15 protein-coding genes and 1 pseudogene (1 of these 16 running past the window's edge) are annotated in these 14,905 nt (G+C 51.2%); 5 read left to right on the top strand and 11 right to left on the bottom strand.

Annotated elements, in window-relative coordinates; all coding sequences use genetic code 11:
• Positions 1-201: 201 nt before the first annotated feature.
• The 4 genes from METLA_RS0110910 (at position 202) to METLA_RS21995 (ending at position 3,752) form a co-directional block, all read left to right on the top strand.
• The gene (locus METLA_RS0110910) at positions 202-1,404 is read left to right on the top strand and encodes an AAA family ATPase (RefSeq protein WP_024298588.1); all 1,203 of its coding nucleotides are present in this window, start codon (positions 202-204) and stop codon (positions 1,402-1,404) included.
• On the top strand, positions 1,401-1,997 hold the full coding sequence (locus METLA_RS0110905) for a DUF4276 family protein (protein ID WP_024298587.1): 597 nt from the start codon (positions 1,401-1,403) through the stop codon (positions 1,995-1,997). The genes METLA_RS0110910 and METLA_RS0110905 overlap by 4 nt, the downstream gene beginning before the upstream one ends.
• A gap of 353 nt (positions 1,998-2,350) precedes the next feature.
• Positions 2,351-2,860: a hypothetical protein gene (locus METLA_RS0110900; protein WP_024298586.1), complete on the top strand. Its 510-nt coding sequence runs from the start codon at positions 2,351-2,353 to the stop codon at positions 2,858-2,860.
• Positions 2,861-2,864: 4 nt separating this feature from the next.
• On the top strand, positions 2,865-3,752 hold the full coding sequence (locus METLA_RS21995) for a DUF4868 domain-containing protein (protein WP_084480121.1): 888 nt from the start codon (positions 2,865-2,867) through the stop codon (positions 3,750-3,752).
• 112 nt (positions 3,753-3,864) lie between these two features.
• On the opposite strand, the gene METLA_RS22605 is transcribed toward METLA_RS21995, so the two are convergent.
• The 6 genes from METLA_RS22605 to METLA_RS0110875 form a co-directional block, all read right to left on the bottom strand.
• Complete coding sequence (locus tag METLA_RS22605; RefSeq protein WP_152539421.1) at positions 3,865-4,269, bottom strand: hypothetical protein; 405 nt, start codon at positions 4,267-4,269, stop codon at positions 3,865-3,867.
• Between the two features lie 163 nt (positions 4,270-4,432).
• Entirely contained in the window at positions 4,433-6,025 is a 1,593-nt protein-coding gene (tnpC, locus tag METLA_RS0110890) for an IS66 family transposase (protein ID WP_024298584.1), read from the bottom strand.
• Between the two features lie 64 nt (positions 6,026-6,089).
• Positions 6,090-6,440: an IS66 family insertion sequence element accessory protein TnpB gene (gene tnpB / locus METLA_RS0110885; RefSeq protein ID WP_024296659.1), complete on the bottom strand. Its 351-nt coding sequence runs from the start codon at positions 6,438-6,440 to the stop codon at positions 6,090-6,092.
• Positions 6,428-6,715: an IS66 family insertion sequence element accessory protein TnpA gene (gene tnpA, locus METLA_RS21990; RefSeq protein WP_024297133.1), complete on the bottom strand. Its 288-nt coding sequence runs from the start codon at positions 6,713-6,715 to the stop codon at positions 6,428-6,430. Before tnpA ends, tnpB begins: the two co-directional genes overlap by 13 nt.
• Positions 6,716-6,885: 170 nt before the next feature.
• Entirely contained in the window at positions 6,886-7,380 is a 495-nt protein-coding gene (locus METLA_RS0110880) for a DUF488 domain-containing protein (protein ID WP_029646600.1), read from the bottom strand.
• The gene (locus METLA_RS0110875) at positions 7,377-7,934 is read right to left on the bottom strand and encodes a DUF488 domain-containing protein (RefSeq protein ID WP_024298582.1); all 558 of its coding nucleotides are present in this window, start codon (positions 7,932-7,934) and stop codon (positions 7,377-7,379) included. Before METLA_RS0110875 ends, METLA_RS0110880 begins: the two co-directional genes overlap by 4 nt.
• 423 nt (positions 7,935-8,357) lie before the next feature.
• Here METLA_RS0110875 and METLA_RS22600 point away from each other — a divergent pair.
• Positions 8,358-8,506, top strand: a pseudogene (locus METLA_RS22600) (IS3 family transposase); the annotation flags it as partial.
• Between the two features lie 246 nt (positions 8,507-8,752).
• On the opposite strand, the gene METLA_RS0110870 reads toward METLA_RS22600, so the two are convergent.
• The 5 genes from METLA_RS0110870 to METLA_RS0110850 form a co-directional block, all read right to left on the bottom strand.
• Positions 8,753-10,891, bottom strand: coding sequence for a CHASE2 domain-containing protein (locus METLA_RS0110870; RefSeq protein WP_024298581.1), 2,139 nt, complete (start codon positions 10,889-10,891; stop codon positions 8,753-8,755).
• Entirely contained in the window at positions 10,872-11,738 is an 867-nt protein-coding gene (locus METLA_RS0110865) for an HD domain-containing protein (protein ID WP_024298580.1), read from the bottom strand. Before METLA_RS0110865 ends, METLA_RS0110870 begins: the two co-directional genes overlap by 20 nt.
• Before the next feature lie 12 nt (positions 11,739-11,750).
• Positions 11,751-13,928 (bottom strand): HD domain-containing phosphohydrolase, encoded by a 2,178-nt coding sequence (locus METLA_RS0110860; RefSeq protein WP_024298579.1) that lies wholly within the window; start codon positions 13,926-13,928, stop codon positions 11,751-11,753.
• Positions 13,929-14,042: 114 nt separating this feature from the next.
• Positions 14,043-14,645: an OmpA family protein gene (locus tag METLA_RS0110855; protein WP_024298578.1), complete on the bottom strand. Its 603-nt coding sequence runs from the start codon at positions 14,643-14,645 to the stop codon at positions 14,043-14,045.
• Between the two features lie 5 nt (positions 14,646-14,650).
• On the bottom strand, positions 14,651-14,905 hold the 3' portion of the coding sequence (locus METLA_RS0110850) for a FecR family protein (protein ID WP_024298577.1). It continues 195 nt past the right edge of the window; 255 of the gene's 450 nt are visible here — the last part of the coding sequence; its start codon lies off the right edge, out of view; its stop codon occupies positions 14,651-14,653.

The following is a 14,905-nucleotide window of genomic DNA, read 5'->3' as shown; positions in this document are numbered from 1 at the left end:
TAAGCTTTCATTTGCAAATGTGAGTGCGATTAGCTTGCGTAATCGCACATTTTGAGGTCAATATTCCTCCGAGTACGTTATCGCTAATGACTTGAACGCTGTTGATACAGTGCGACGGAAAAAAGCAGGTGTCAATTACCGAGCTTGGCCAAGCAGTTCAATTGCCGTTAACGTACATCAAAATATAGAGAACCTAACCCCATGGCCCATGCCCGTATCAACTGCGTCGTATTACGAAATTACAAAAGTATTGGTTATTGCAACGTAAAATTGGACCAACTCACCTATTTAGTGGGGGCAAACGGTTCTGGTAAAAGCAATTTCCTCGATGCCTTACACTTGGTACGAGATGCCTTAACAAGTTCGTTGGACAGCGCATTAAACGAACGCGGAGGACTTTCGGAAGTACGCAGATATTCCAGCGGCCATCCAAACCATTTCGGCATTCGTCTGGAATTCTCACTAGCTAATGGGCAAAAAGGACATTACGCCTTCAATGTTGGAGCACTTTCCGGCCAAGGCTACGAAGTGCAAACCGAGGAATGCGTATTGGAGGGTATCGGTAAAGGTCCGTTTTTCCAGATCGATAAAGGCAAACTGCGCAACAGTAGCGAGGCGACGTTCCCTACCGTGACCTCCGACCGTTTGGCTTTGGTAGCCGCTTCCGGCTTGACCGAATTTCGTCCGGTTTTCGACCTGTTCTCAACAATGGGATTTTACAATTTGAATCCCAAGTTAATGCGCGAACTGCAGAAACCGCAAGAGGGTAGATTACTTAAACCGGTTGGCGAAAACATTGCTAGTGTCATTGGGCACTTAGAAAGAGTATCTCCGGAACGCATGGCCATCATCCAGGAATATTTGCAAACCGTCGTACCTATGGTTCATGGTGTAAAACGTAAGCCCATTGGCCCGATGGAAACCCTTGAATTTCGTCAGGACATGGCCGGCGCCAAGCATCCCTGGCGTTTTCTTGCGCAAAACATGTCTGACGGCACCTTAAGGGCATTGGGAATATTGGCTGCACTGTTTCAAGGTAACCGGGATTACGCCCCCACCTTGATTGGCATCGAAGAGCCGGAGACGGCGTTACATCCGGCGGCAAGTTCAGCTTTGCGCGAAGCGTTGAATCGGGCTTCGCAAGAAACTCAAATCATCGTCACCAGTCACAGTCCGGACCTGCTCGACGACCTGAAATTGAGCGCCGATTCTTTATTGTCGGTGGTTTCCGATAAAGGCGAAACCCGGATCGGCCCGATCGACGAAGCGTCTCGGCAAGCGATTCGAGATTCACTGTTCTCTGCCGGCGAGTTGCTGCGCCTAAATCAACTGGCTCCCGACCGCAAACAACTGGAAGCACAAGAACAAAAACAAACCGATTTATTCGGAGACAGCCAGCCGTGATCAATGTGACCGCGATTGTGGAGGGCGATGGCGAAGTCATCGCTTTACCTGTCCTACTACGGCGACTCAACGAGTGGTTAACTCCGGATATATACGTCGATGTAGGCCACCCGATTCGTGTCCGCCGCGACCGCTTCCTAAACAAGGACGAGGAATTTAGTCGCCACCTCAGCCTTGCCGCCAATAAATGCGGCGATGAAGGCTGGATATTAATCCTATTCGATGCGGACGATGACTGCCCCGCCGAACTGGGTCAAAAGACTTTGCTCCGCGCCCAAAGTATCGCACCACACCGGAAAATTTCTGTGGTGTTGGCAAATAGGGAGTACGAAGCCTGGTTTATCGCAGCCGCCGAATCGCTGCAGGGAAATCGAGGCTTCAATTATGACCCGGCAAAGGCCGTCGATCCAGAACGACCGCGCGATGCCAAGGGCTGGATCGAGGCTTGCATGGCCGACCGTTCGTATGGCGAAACCACCGATCAACCGGCGTTTTCCGCGCAAATAGACTTGCAGCTAGCGTTTGACCGTAGTCGCTCGTTTAGAAAGCTTTGTAGCGAATGGAACAAATGGTCACAGGTTCCTAGTGATTAACGCCTATCTTTCGATCATCAATCCCCCACCGTGTGATACTCTTTCATCATGTTTTGTCGCAGCGCGGTAGGCAGCTTCCGACCCTTAAGCGACAATCGGTTTAATTTGCCAATGACTGCAAATTGACACAAAGCTTATGTTGAGTTTGCAAAAGTAGGCTGGGTTGAATGATAATGAAACCCAGCTTCGAAGCTGATAAGTATCGTAATCCAAAGGGCAGTTTGAATGCAAAGAAACTCGGTTATTTCAAAGCATCTGCTGGGTTTCACGTTGTTCAACCCAGACTACGGCCCTGACCAGCCAGCGGCTTTGGCCTGTCTGAATAATTAATTGTTAGCCAGAGGACGTGAGGAATGAGGAATTGGTTAAAAACCATACTTTTTGTATCAGCTTTTTCGCCAACTCTCCTTGTATTAGCGGGCGTTAGATGCTACTCAAGGGGTGATGTAGACTCTTTGGTTGTTCAATTAACAGTTATTTCGGCTTTAGGGACTTTATTGCCATTGTTGATTCTTGCGCTGGTAAAAAGAGAAGCTGAAATCTTAAAGTTTGTAGCAAAAAAAGTTGAGTCAGCTGATTACTTTTTGCTGGTGTTTATTGGAAGCTACGCAGCGCCTGTAATCATGAAAATTGCAGAAGTAGATTTTTTCTTAACAACTTTAATTATTGTAGTTATTTTTTTGGTAGCATGGGTTATTTCAAATATACCATCGCATCCAATTTTATATTTAATAAAATTTAGATTTTATAAGGTAGAATCTTCGGACGGAATGGTTTATATACTTATAACGAGTGAAAACATCAGAAGTCCTCGAGATATTAGTTATGTTAAGAAAATATCTAATGGAATGTTGATGGAGTAAAGTAATGACACTAAGCCTCTTTGCCTTAACGAATAATCCTGCAAAAAGAATTGTGAAGTTTGAGTTATCAAATCCGGTGCAATCTGAGTTAACTTTTTATATTAAAGTCCAAGAAGAAAAATTTGACGCGACTGACGAAGAAATAGAGTTTGATGGGAAATATAAGCCTGAAGCTGGAGAGATTTTATATATCAATAATTATGATGATATTGATGAGTTGGGAGAAGGTATTAGGAATCCGTTAGGTGTTGAGCCAGTCGAACCCACCGAAGATTTTTTTCTGGAAATAAAGGCACTTTTTACGGGGTACGAGACCCAAGAAGGAAATATAAAAGTTTTGTTGCAAAATTTTGACAGGAGAAAAATTTTATCTACTAATGGTCTTTCAATTTTCCATTCAGGAAATGTGTATAAGAAAATAGAAGGTATTGGAGTAACTCTTGACAGCAAGCTTACAGCAACCCTGGAATCTGGCAAGCTCAAGTTCTACAGTTTTCATTCTGCACGGCAAATTTTTGATCTTAGTGGATATTTTAAAGTCGCAACCGATGATGATTTAGTGGAGTTTTTGCAACTTGATCTTATACAAAGTGTTAATACACAAAGATTCTTAGAAATATCGGATTCTTGGATTCGTAGAAAAGTATCCCTTGTTCAGCAAAGTGGGATATTGCAAAATGTCCCGTTGCATGAAATGAAAGCTGTCGCAATCGATTTCAGTATTCCATTTTCAACAGTAAGCGAAAATGGAAAAGAAGTTATAGAAATCCCAGAAAATAAGTCGGATTTAAAGAAGCTTTTAAGATTTTTAGACGAGGACTACTATAAGTCTCCCCTTTCGAAAACAAATTTTGTAACCAATTCAAAGCGTGTTGTTGGTGAACAGTCGTAATTGCTAACGATGCAAAATATACAATGCACCGTTTAGGATGCATCAATGTGTTGGGCTAACAATAAAGCTGTTAACCCATTTTTTTCCAGCTATTTAGCATTACGAGCTTTTATCAGTACCAACCTGAAAGCTGTAAATAGCATGCTTCCGAATCTGCCTCTGGTGGAGTCCACCATCTCGCAAGAGACATACGAACTATGGTTCCTGCGGGAATCACATTGACTACTGGCTCTGTACCAACATACGAAAAACAGGCGTTAAGGGGAAAGCGAAAATAACGATATTTGTCTTTGTCAAATGATGTGAAATGATCGAGATCCTCATCAGTCCTCCAAAAGCAAACACTATGATTTGGTATGTTTTGGGAATCAATATAGGCAGCATGGCCGTCTGGCGTGTGCAGCGCCCCGCCGAATAAGCCGCCGATACTTCCATTGTGAATATTGCAATTGTGCAATATGAAATTTTGTAAATCTGTACCCGCTAAATTTGAATGGAGCGAGCCACTTTGAAGCATAACGTCTTCGACGTGTGGCGGTGTAACTGTGTTTTTAGGCAAATAATTTAGATTCCAAATCTGCCCAACTTGATATGGGGATGTGCCCGGTTGATTGCTTCCGGTTGACGTCAGAAGGTAAGCGTCCAACCCTACCACATAGCGAGGTTGATGGGGGCGTGATTTAATGTGATTTGCCGAAAGGCAGTAGTTCGTCGATACGGCTGTTAGGCCAGGTAGGCAGTTTTTCGAGGGTGTCTTTTAGCCAGGCCGAAGGATCGAGGCCGTTGAGCTTGGCCGTGCCGAGCAAGGTTTGAATCACAGCCGCGCGCTTTCCGGCGCGTTCCGAGCCGGCAAAGAGCCAGTTCTTTTTACCCAAAGCGATAGGTCGGATGCTGTTTTCAATCGGGTTGTTGTCGATTGGCAGATCGCCGGTTTCAGCATAGCGTGTGAGAGCGATCCAGCGTTTCAAGCTGTAGTCGATGGCTTTAGCGGTCGCGGTATTGGGCGCGGCGTGGGTTCGGGTGCGTTGCAGCCAGTCGTGCAGGCCGGCCAGTGCCGGCCGGCTTTTCTCGGCACGCAGGCGTTGGCGTTCCGCTGAACTCAGGCTTTGGCCTTCGGCTTCAATCGCATACAGCACCGCGATGCGCTGTAAGGCTTCTTGCGCAATCGGGCTCTGGCTGGCCTGGAACAGGTCGAAGAATTTCCGCCGCGCATGCGCCCAACACGCCAGTTCGATACATGGCTCAAGCCGAAGTCGAGTTTCGGGATGGGCGCGGGCGGCCGCAAACAAGGCTTTATAGCCGGCGTAGTCGTCGACCACGAGATGGCCTTGCCAATCGCCTAGAAACTGCCCGGCATGCCGGCCGCTGCGACCGGCTTGATAGTCGAAGACGATGATCTTGGGCCCCGGTTGTAGGTCATTGCTGCGGTAGGCCCACAGGTAGGCTTTCTTGGTTTTGCCGTTGCCGGGATCCAGTTGCGGCACCGGCGTTTCATCGGCATGAAGACTCGGCCGTTGTTGAAGATGCCAGGCCAGGCGATCCGCCAAAGGTTCCAAGGCGACGCCGAGACGTCCGACCCAGTCGGCCAGGGTGGAACGGGACAAGATCACGCCGTCGCGGGCGGCGATCTGCTCCAAGCGGTAGAGCGGCAGATGGTCCTGGAATTTGCTGATCATCACCCAGCTCAACAAGCCGACCGCCGCCAGACCGCCATCGATCACCGCCGGCGGAATCGACGCCGCCGTCACGGTCTCGCAGCTCCGGCAGGCATATTGCGGGCGGATATGGCGATGGACGAAGAACTTCGCCGGCTCGACATCCAGTTGCTCGGTCACATCTTCGCCGATCTTGACCAACTCCCGGCCGCAGTGCCCGCAGGTGCAGGATTCGGGTTCGTGGCGGTGTTCGATGCGCGGCAAGTGAGACGGTAACGGTTGCCGGCCGGCGCGCAGGCGTTTGGGGCGGACCACCGTGGTACAAGGACTGGCGTCTTGCAGTTGCTCGACTTCCGCGTCGATGGCCGAAATATCCGTGTTCCAGGTTTCCTCGAACACATCCCGCTGCAGCGGGGCCAAGGCTTCGCTCTTGGTGCTGAAACGGATGCGCTTGTAATACGCCAACTCGTGGGTCAGCGCGGCGATTTTGACGCCTTTGCTCTGAATGGCTTTGGCATCCCGCTCAGCCTGCTCGATCAGCGCTTGAATCAATGCGGCTACTTCGGTTTTTGCCGAAGGCTCCAGGTTCAACTGATCGAGTTTGGCGAGGGGATTCATGGCCGTTATTATACTGCATAAACCCACTGAACGCCTTGATTTTACTAGGTTTCAATACCGTGCCTTACACCCGCCATTCTGTTGACGGTTGTGCCGATAGCCGTTGCCAATCGACACCAGCCACAAGCCACTGCCACTGGGCCTGACTGAGCGCAAAGACCGGGTCAGAGGCTTTGGGCCAAACAAAACTGCCTCGATGCAACCGCCGCTGGCACAGCCAAACCCCATTGCCGTCCCACAGCAACAGGCGCAAGCGGTTGCCGGCACGGTTGCGGAAGATGAAGGCCGATCCGCAGCCAGGCGGGTGCCCCAGGCTTTGCTGGACGATTGCGGTTAAGCCATCCAGGCCGCGCCGCATATCGACCGGCGCCACCGCCAGCCAGATCTGTGCCGGACTCGCAATCAAGCCAGGCATCGCAACAACTCAGCCACCCAGCGCGCTGATACGGTAGCGGACAACTCCAGGCGGTGACCTTGGGCATGCGTGAAGACAATCGCGGCAGGCGCAGACGGCTGAACATGCACCGGTATTAAGGCTGCCGACTCTGGCTGGGGCAATTTGCGATAGTCGCTCAAACGCGCCGTGAAGGTACGGACATTGAGTTGCCGCTCGGCGCAATACGCGGCTTGTGATAGCCCGCTACGTTGCCACGCTTCAATATGCTGACGCCATTTCGCTGTGATAGCCATGCCAAAACTCCTGACAAAAAAAGGACAGGATGCAACAGACGAAAATTATTTTATAGGCGGTACGGTTGAACGCTTACGTCAGAAGGCGCACACTTTGCTTACTTTCAATATCGAAACCACCAATGCATACGTTTCCGTTTTTCATTCTTGTGCGAGAAACAATCAAAACGCTACTCATTCAATGCTCCTATGTGAGTTATTTGGATTTTTAACGCAGCTGAAAGCCAATCTGCAACAAGTGCTCGGTGACATGCTTTAGGCGTGCCCTCCACACAGAAGAAACAGATGCGTTTATATGGCTCTAACTTCTTTTGTAAAGCGTATTCTGAGTTTTTACTCAGAATCTCTGATTCATATAGCGTTATAAAACATTCAGACAGAGTTGACCGATCTCTTTTAGTTGTTTTTGACGCAACATCAGACGATTTTTGAGCATCACGAATCGTTGTTGTGGGTGCTAGTTCTTTCAGGTGAATATACGCTATGTTGCGATTACGCAATTCCTCCTGAAGTGCACTGGCGTTTAAAAATGCGTATTTTATTCCACGCATTCCGCGGCGTTGCCGTATATCGACTAAGACTTCAATATTATTTTCGCTTAACTGGCCGAAAAAACTATTCAAAGTGTGGCCATAACCACCGATTGTAAAAATGTGCTCGATCATTTTGCGGCTTTCAAATAAGAACCGCGAGAGCGAGATATAACTGGGTCTGCTTCAAATATATTATCTTGGCCTCCAGTCAAACGAGCAATAACCTCTTCCTGGGATACATCTTTATCATTTTCATCAATATGGATAATTTCAACACCATGCTCTTTGAGCTCAGCGCCAATTAGTTTCGTCCGGTGACAATCTTGAGGCCGTAGTTCGCTACACATGATGAAAGAAACTAATTTTTTATTATTGGCGGTAATTAGCCTGGAAACTCCAAATTGAAATTCTCGCGTTTCGGATAATTTGATGTAATCGATTTTTCCGCTGGAATCAAAATATTCCTCTGAAGAGGGTTTTCCCCCCAAGGTATCGCCCATGAAAACATAACGTATGCCGGCTTCTTTGCATAACTTAAGCAATGACTCCCGGCTAAATGACTGATTGAACTTTGAGTAAGGACTACTACGGACATCGATAAGAAATTCGCAGTTTTTTGCCTTCAGCAGATTCAAAAAGGATTGCCATGGCCGATTTCCGTAACCTATGCTATATAAGTTCGCCATTGTCTCTCCAGGCTTTAAAATATTTAAATAAAAGCCGTAGGATGTACGGACAATGATAAAGAAGCATTGGATCGAGCACAGATGTACTGTGCCCCTCCAGCGCCAACGAAAACCGACAGTACTACAACCCAACTTGCTAGGAATTTTAAGTTGAATCTCTTCATAGATACCTCCTTGGTTTGAAGTGCTATGGGTACATTGTGGGGTTCATTGTTAGTGGGAATTCCACCCAGCATTCTGACGGTTTTTTCAGTTACATGAATTCTTTGGTATTCAAGGCTGATAGAACTCTCGGTCTTCTCGCTCCGATGCATCCTTAAAAAATCAGGCGTTTAAAGTCTACTCTTTCTGTATGGGCTTGTAAATTCTTGCATGAATCGCCCCGGGTTTGATGGAGGCTTCAACTTTTGAGAAGATGAAGCGATGAAAGAGAAAACCACAAATTATTATTCACCCGAATTTCGGGAACGGGCAATTCGCATGGTACGGGAGTATCAGGACGAATATACTTCGGAATGGGCTGCAATTCATCCATTTCTGCCAAGATCGGTGGTACGGCAGAGACGTTACGTACCAATTACGGTACCAGCTCAATTACGGTACCACTCAATTACGGTACCAGGTCTTGCAATCAAGCATCTACAATAACCGACCGGCAGCTAACGAATCGCCTGCTGCCACGGACGCTTATAATGTGGCAGTCAGCTTTTGGCCGGTTTGTATCGATCAATTTAGGTGAATTTTTCCTTAATTTTCAATGAAGCGGAAATTCTAAGCCAATTTCAGAACATTTCGGCTCAATTTTAGATTTTTACAGCTTATTTTCCTGTCAATTCAATCAAATCGCCGGTTTTGTTTGCACTCAGGCGTTGCAGGTGAAAAGCCGCGAGCGCATCGTCAGGATAATTGGCCGTCAGTTTCCGGAACGCATCAAGGGCACTTGCCTGTTGATCGCGCAGCAATTGATAGGCGGTCAAATAATCGTGCAGCGCTGCGTGTCCGGCCTCTGCTGCCGCCAGCGGTTCGAAAACCTGCAAGGGAATCGTTTTTCCCTTGACCCGCAAACGTCCGATCGGGCGGGCGGGGATATCGGGGCAGCCGGCCAGCGCCGCTTCCGATACGCAGATCGACGTGCCGAGATATTTATTCGCGCCTTCGAGCCTTGAGGCCGTATTAACCGGATCGCCGAGCGCCCGGTAATCGAAAATGGTATTGCCGCCGAAATTGCCGACAATCACTTCGCCGGTATGGACGCCGATCCGGGTCTGTCCGAAGCGGATGCCTTTTGCGTTCAAATCCTGGCTGTATCGGTGGGCGAAACGCTGCATGTCGATCGCGCATTCCAGCGCCCGGCGTTGATGGTCTTTTTGCTCCAAAGGCGCCGAAAACATGATCGCGACCGCATCGCCGACGATGCGGTCCAGCGTGCCGTGATGCAGAAAGGCGATCGCGATCATCTCGTCCAGATAATGATTCAGCAAGGCCACCGCTTCGCCGGGGTCCATGCTTTCCATCAGGCCGGTAAAGTCGGCCAGGTCGCTGAACACGAAGCTGCAAACCTGGCGGCGGCCGCCGAGCTCGAGCGCTTCGGGATGCTCGATCAGATGCTCGACCCGGTTCGGCGAGATGTAACGTGAAAACGCTTCCTTGACCCAGCGTTGCCGGCGTTCACTGTATAGGTGCCGGAAGACGCTGGCGACTAGAAAAACCAGCCCGAGGCCTGCGCCCGGAACCATCGGATCAACGAGCAGATGGTGGCTTTGATAGGTCTGCCAGGCGCCAAGCCAAAGGCATGCCAGGGTCAGCATGAAAACGCCGAATGAGGCCAGGGCGCCGGCATTCAAAGTGATCAGGCCGACCGCTACGCCGCTCAGCGTAAAGATCAGCAATTCGAGTGAATTCGACCAGGAAGGGCGGAGCAAATGGTTGCCGCTCAGCATTTGTTCGAGCGCCTGCGCGTGAATTTCGCTGCCCGGAATAATGTCGCCGTGCGGGCTGAAGCGCAGATCCATCAGGCCCTGAGCCGAAGCGCCGATCAGCAGGATGCGGCCTTGCAATTCGGCCGCGGGAATATTCCCGGAAAGGATCTTCCATGCCGGTATCAAACGCCTGGCTTCCGGTCGGGTGTAATGAATCCAGATTTCGCCCTGCGCCGTCGTCGGCACGGTAATCTTGCCGATGCGGATTTCGCTGATGCCGGCGCCGTTCTCGATGCCAGACGTGATCGTGAAGTTCTTGGCCTGCTGCGCGATGCGCAAGGTTTCGGCGGCAAGCGATGGCACGAGCGTGCCGCGATAGTTCAGCAGCAGCGGGATTTTCCGGATGATGCCGTCCGCATCGGGGATGAAGGTGAGGGCGCCGATGCCTTCGGCGGCCTCTTCGAAAGGCGGCAACGGCGCAACGAAGCCCTGAATGGGCGGCAGATAAGGCTTCGGCGAACCGCCGATTTCGACGAAGCGCGCCTTCGATGGGGGCGGTTGGGGTTCGGCACTGCTTGTGTCATCGGGGGAGAAACCGATGACCACGCGGCTGCCGGCCATTTCCTCGGCAAAAATCCGGTCGTGGTCGGGCAGTTTGGCGAGCAGGCGGCGCAGATCCTGGGAAACCGGCCAGAGATTCAGCATCGCTTGCGGCGACGTGCGGTCGGCTTCCGCGAACAATATATCGAAGGCAATGGCTTTGGGTTCCGCCTGCTTCAAGGCCGCAAGCAGCTTGGCCAGGCGAGTGCGCGGCCAAGGCCATTGCCCCAGGCGCTTGAGACTTTCGTCATCGATATCGATGATCCTGACCGGTGCATCCTGGTAAGTGCGCGGCTGGAAGCGTTGGAGCTGGTCGAAAGTCGTGTTGCGCAGGGTTTGCAGCGGGAGAGGATTGGACAGTTGCAGAAATGCGGCAGAGGCAATTGTCAGCAGCGTGAACCCAAGGCCTGCGCGCGACTTAGCCGATTTTGCGTGCATTGTGTTGAGTCTGAAGCTGATCCATTAAATAGGCTTTGAGGCGATGAATGTTCGGCGCAAAAAAATCGCAAACGGCAAAAATAGGCAGGGTGCTGTCGATGAAGCGCAATTTATCCTCAATGCCTAGATCCGCACCCCATTCTTTAGACAGTTTTTCCTGCAATGCCAGCGCATAAGCTATCGTTAGGCCTATCGATGGCAAGATGTCCGCAGCGCACAGGATCAAGGCGTGGTCGGCGGCGGGGCGGCTGTGGAGTGCGATCAATTCGGGTGCGGCGGCGGGAATTTCCGGCAGCGGCGCGCGATGATGATGGTGATTGTAGCTGCCATGGGCGACCGGTTGGCCGGCGCTCGGATGGGTCGCCAGCACCAGCGCCGCCAGTTTGCGGCGTTGGGCCGGTGTGACTCCGGCGGCAAGCAAATAAGGTTCGGCCAGGACGACCGAATTGCGCTCTAAGCGGAAAGGTAAGCTGCCATTGCTTGTGCCGTCATGCCGGAAGTCGTGGAAGAGCGAGGCCAGCAGGATTTCGAGCGTCTCTCGCCGATCCAGGTTGAGCCGCCGCGCCAGATAATGACAACACAGCATCACCTCGCAAACATGCTGTTGATTATGATAGGGCAGGTCGAGGCGGGGATCGTCATGATCGATGGCCCGGGCCAGGCGATGACCGGCAACGGCGAGCGGATCATCCGGCGCAGCATCGAGGCAGCTTAGGAGAGTCGCAAAAACCCGGCTGACTTTTTCGGGCAGATTTTCGATCGCTATAAAGGCCTGCACGATTTCGACGCCGGCCTCTTCGGCTGTCTGGGCGGAATCGACTCGAAAAGGCGGGCGTGCAATGTTCAAAAAACCTCCGGTTTAATGGCTGGCGGAACTTAGAAAGGCGCTGATATCGACATCGTCGATTTGCCCCGGCTCCAAAAACAGTTCGGCAAACTTCCGGTAAGTTCCCGAGGTTAAAAAAAGATCGAATAAGTCAGGATCAATATGCCGCTTGAGTTTCATGTCGTGCAGAATTTTGAGTGACTTGGACAGCTTGTAGGGCTGTTTATAAGGTCTGTCGGCTGAGGTCAGCGCTTCAAAAATATCAGCAATCGCCATGATCCGGGCGGGTATCGACAAATCGGATGCGGATAATCGGCGCGGATAACCCTGTCCGTCAAGCGTTTCATGATGTGTGGTGGCATACTCCGGGACGCGCTTCAACGTATCCGGAAACGGCAATTGTTCGAGCATTTTGATCGTTTCGATGATATGTTCGTTGATCTTATAGCGATCTTCAAGAGTCAGCGTGCCTTTTTGCACGCTCAAATTATAGAGTTCGCCGTAATTATAAAGATTTTCGGGAACGGTCATTTTGATGCCGAGCTCGGCTCTGGGTTTTTGTTGAGTCTTGCGCGGGATGACGTGGCAGGCTTTGTCGCTCAACAGGAACTCTTCAACCGGCAGCGGTGTTTGGGTTTCGCCTTGGCGGCGATGCAGTTCGTCACGGGACAGGCCGAGTCTGTCGTCAAAATGGCGCAGCCATTTCGTTTGCGCAATCGTTTCGATACGCTCGATATCAGCTGGGTGCATCGCTTCCTTGCCCAAATTGCACGCGGCGATGAAGGCGAAATCATCCATGAGTTCGGCCTTTCGTTGTTCAAAAGTCGCGTTGACTGCCGTTTCATCCTGACCTCGCAGCCGGGCTTGCAGGCAGGCAATCTCGGCGTCCCGCAACAGGACTTCAAAGCGCGTCCGAATTTCGTGAATGCGATTGTGAATCGTATCCAGCTTGGTCGCTTTTTCAATCACATATTCGGGCGTCGTGACTTTGCCGCAGTCGTGCAGCCAGGCGCCGACGCGAAACTCGAACCATTCATCTTCGGAGGCAAAATTGAAATCGGCCAAAGGGCCGTGGGTTTCTTTACAGGCGGCTTCGGCCAGCATGAACGCCAGTTCGGGCACCCGCACGCAATGGTGCCCGGTATGCGGGCTTTTGCTGTCCAGGGCCTCCGCCATGATCCGGATAATGTTCTCGGTCGTGTCCTTTTGGTTTTGCACCAGTTGCAGATTGTCCAGAGCCACCGCGGCTTGCGCGGCAAGCGCACCGACCAGATCGATGATGTCGGGAGGAAATGACATAATCTTCCCGGTCGAGGAATCTTTGGCGTTAAAAAACTGTAAGATGCCGATTACCTTGCCGCCGCGCGGCGCCATCGGCACGGTCAGCAGGGAGACCGTGTGATAGCCGGTCAGGGCGTCAAACTTGCGGGTGCCGCTGCAGTCGAAGCGGGTTTTCTGGTGCACGTCATCGATGATGACCGTTTGATTATGCAGCGCCGCATAAGTGGAGGCATACATCTCATTGGGCTGGCCCGTTGCCTTATCGTAAAGCGCGATTTCTTCGAAGGGCAAGTGATCGTCGCGGGTCCGTTCGGCAAAACGCAGCGTATTTTCCTCGGTGACGAGGTACATGGTGCCGCCGTCGCAATTTAACAGGCGCTGGCCTTCCACCAGAATATGTTTCAACAACTTGGATCGGCTTTTTTCCATCGACATCATCAGTCCGCTGTCGATCAGCATGTCGAGTTTTGCGGTTCGGGTTTTTATTTCGTCTTCGAGCTTATTCTGGATGGCTTTGTTGGAGCGGTATAAAGTGCCCAGAGTCAGGCAATTGTTGATTCTTAGCATCGCTTCGGTCGTATCGATCGGGTTGCTCAGCCAATCGTTCGCGCCGGCTGCCAACGCGGCATTGCGTTTATCGAGCGATAACGGGCCATGGCTGATCAGCACCGGCAGTTCGACCGGTGCAAAATGCGCTCTTATCGCTCGGACTAGGTCTTCGCCGTCAATCCGGCTGCCGTCTATATCGATCAGCACGAGGGCATAGTGATCCTGTAATAAGGCAGGAACGATTTGCCTGGGATCTTCAAGCCATTTGACCGTGCAGTGCGGCGATGAAGCGAGCAATGCTTGCTGAAAGTTCAGGCTAGCATTCGGGTCGGCGCAAATTAAAATTGCGATGGGGTTGGAATTCAATGCGTCTAATTTCATCGAGCGCTTGGGCCGCAAAAGAGTATCGTTATGATTGAGTGGAGCGTGTTTTATAAGCTGCACTTTACAGAATGGCGCAAAAAAGGATTGAGAAGCAGGAAGCAGTTTGTGAAGTTACCTGACCGTCACTTCCACGCGGCGGTTGCGAGGTTCGCCGGTGTTGTCGGGCGTCGGCACCAACGGATTCTTTTCGCCATGCGATTCGACCGTGATATTAATAACATGAGACTGTTTTTGTTGCAGCAAAGATGCGGTAGTCTTGGCTCGGTCGAGGCTCAAACGCTCATTGTCTTGGTCGTTGCCGATCGTGTCGGTATGACCGATCACTGAAATATCGGGGGCTGGGCGGCGGCCGATTTCTTCCAAAATTTTCGGCAGGCCAGCGGCGGAAGCTTCGGTTAAACGGATGCCGCCTTCCTTGAAATAAAGCTGGAAAGACACCGGCTTTATCGGGCTAGCCGCTAATGCGGCGCCAAAATCCTGATCGATTTGTTGCTGGCTGACGGCAAATGTCTTTCCTGTCTTGCCGCCGATCTCGGCGCCTTCGCGTGCTTTTTCCAGCACCGTCGTGCCTTCGGGGGTCGTAATCTGCACCTTGCCGACGCTGCCTTCGTCTTCCAGCAGTACCACATAAGATGGGGAGCAAGCCGTAAGGCCGATGCCCATGATGGCAAAAAGTGCCAGGCGCGACAAGATGTTGATGGAATTCGTTGTCATCATGATCAATCTTCCGCTTTTACCACAAATCGTGTGCCTCTAACCCCGATAATGCCGGTCGGTGTGTTGATCGACACTGCTTCGGGTTTGAGTTTGGCGATGACGCCGGAGATGTAATGCAGGGTGCCCTTGACGATGCTGGCGGCTAGTTTTAAATCGCCTTTCGCCGGCTTATAAAGGTATTCATCAACGGTGACTTCGGTGTCGGGGCCGAAAGACATCACGGTGTTATCCCTAAACGTCACGCCCAGACTGCCTGT

Origin of the sequence: Methylomicrobium lacus LW14 (assembly GCF_000527095.1) — a bacterium.
Lineage (GTDB): Bacteria > Pseudomonadota > Gammaproteobacteria > Methylococcales > Methylomonadaceae > Methylomicrobium > Methylomicrobium lacus.
The sequence above is the reverse complement of the archived record's forward strand: the minus strand, read 5'-3'. Positions and strand labels throughout refer to the sequence as shown.

Bases quoted from the DNA above. Each gene is read 5' to 3' on its own strand.
- METLA_RS0110900 (WP_024298586.1), top strand. From the start codon at position 2,351: ATGAGGAATTGGTTAAAAACCATACTTTTTGTATCAGCTTTTTCGCCA.
- METLA_RS0110860 (WP_024298579.1), bottom strand. From the start codon at position 13,928: ATGAAATTAGACGCATTGAATTCCAACCCCATCGCAATTTTAATTTGC.
- METLA_RS0110910 (WP_024298588.1), top strand. From the start codon at position 202: ATGGCCCATGCCCGTATCAACTGCGTCGTATTACGAAATTACAAAAGT.
- METLA_RS0110880 (WP_029646600.1), bottom strand. From the start codon at position 7,380: ATGATCGAGCACATTTTTACAATCGGTGGTTATGGCCACACTTTGAAT.
- tnpB (WP_024296659.1), bottom strand. From the start codon at position 6,440: ATGCCTGGCTTGATTGCGAGTCCGGCACAGATCTGGCTGGCGGTGGCG.
- tnpC (WP_024298584.1), bottom strand. From the start codon at position 6,025: ATGAATCCCCTCGCCAAACTCGATCAGTTGAACCTGGAGCCTTCGGCA.
- METLA_RS22605 (WP_152539421.1), bottom strand. From the start codon at position 4,269: ATGCTTCAAAGTGGCTCGCTCCATTCAAATTTAGCGGGTACAGATTTA.
- METLA_RS0110855 (WP_024298578.1), bottom strand. From the start codon at position 14,645: ATGACAACGAATTCCATCAACATCTTGTCGCGCCTGGCACTTTTTGCC.
- tnpA (WP_024297133.1), bottom strand. From the start codon at position 6,715: ATGGCTATCACAGCGAAATGGCGTCAGCATATTGAAGCGTGGCAACGT.
- METLA_RS0110870 (WP_024298581.1), bottom strand. From the start codon at position 10,891: ATGCACGCAAAATCGGCTAAGTCGCGCGCAGGCCTTGGGTTCACGCTG.
- METLA_RS0110875 (WP_024298582.1), bottom strand. From the start codon at position 7,934: ATGGCGAACTTATATAGCATAGGTTACGGAAATCGGCCATGGCAATCC.
- METLA_RS21995 (WP_084480121.1), top strand. From the start codon at position 2,865: ATGACACTAAGCCTCTTTGCCTTAACGAATAATCCTGCAAAAAGAATT.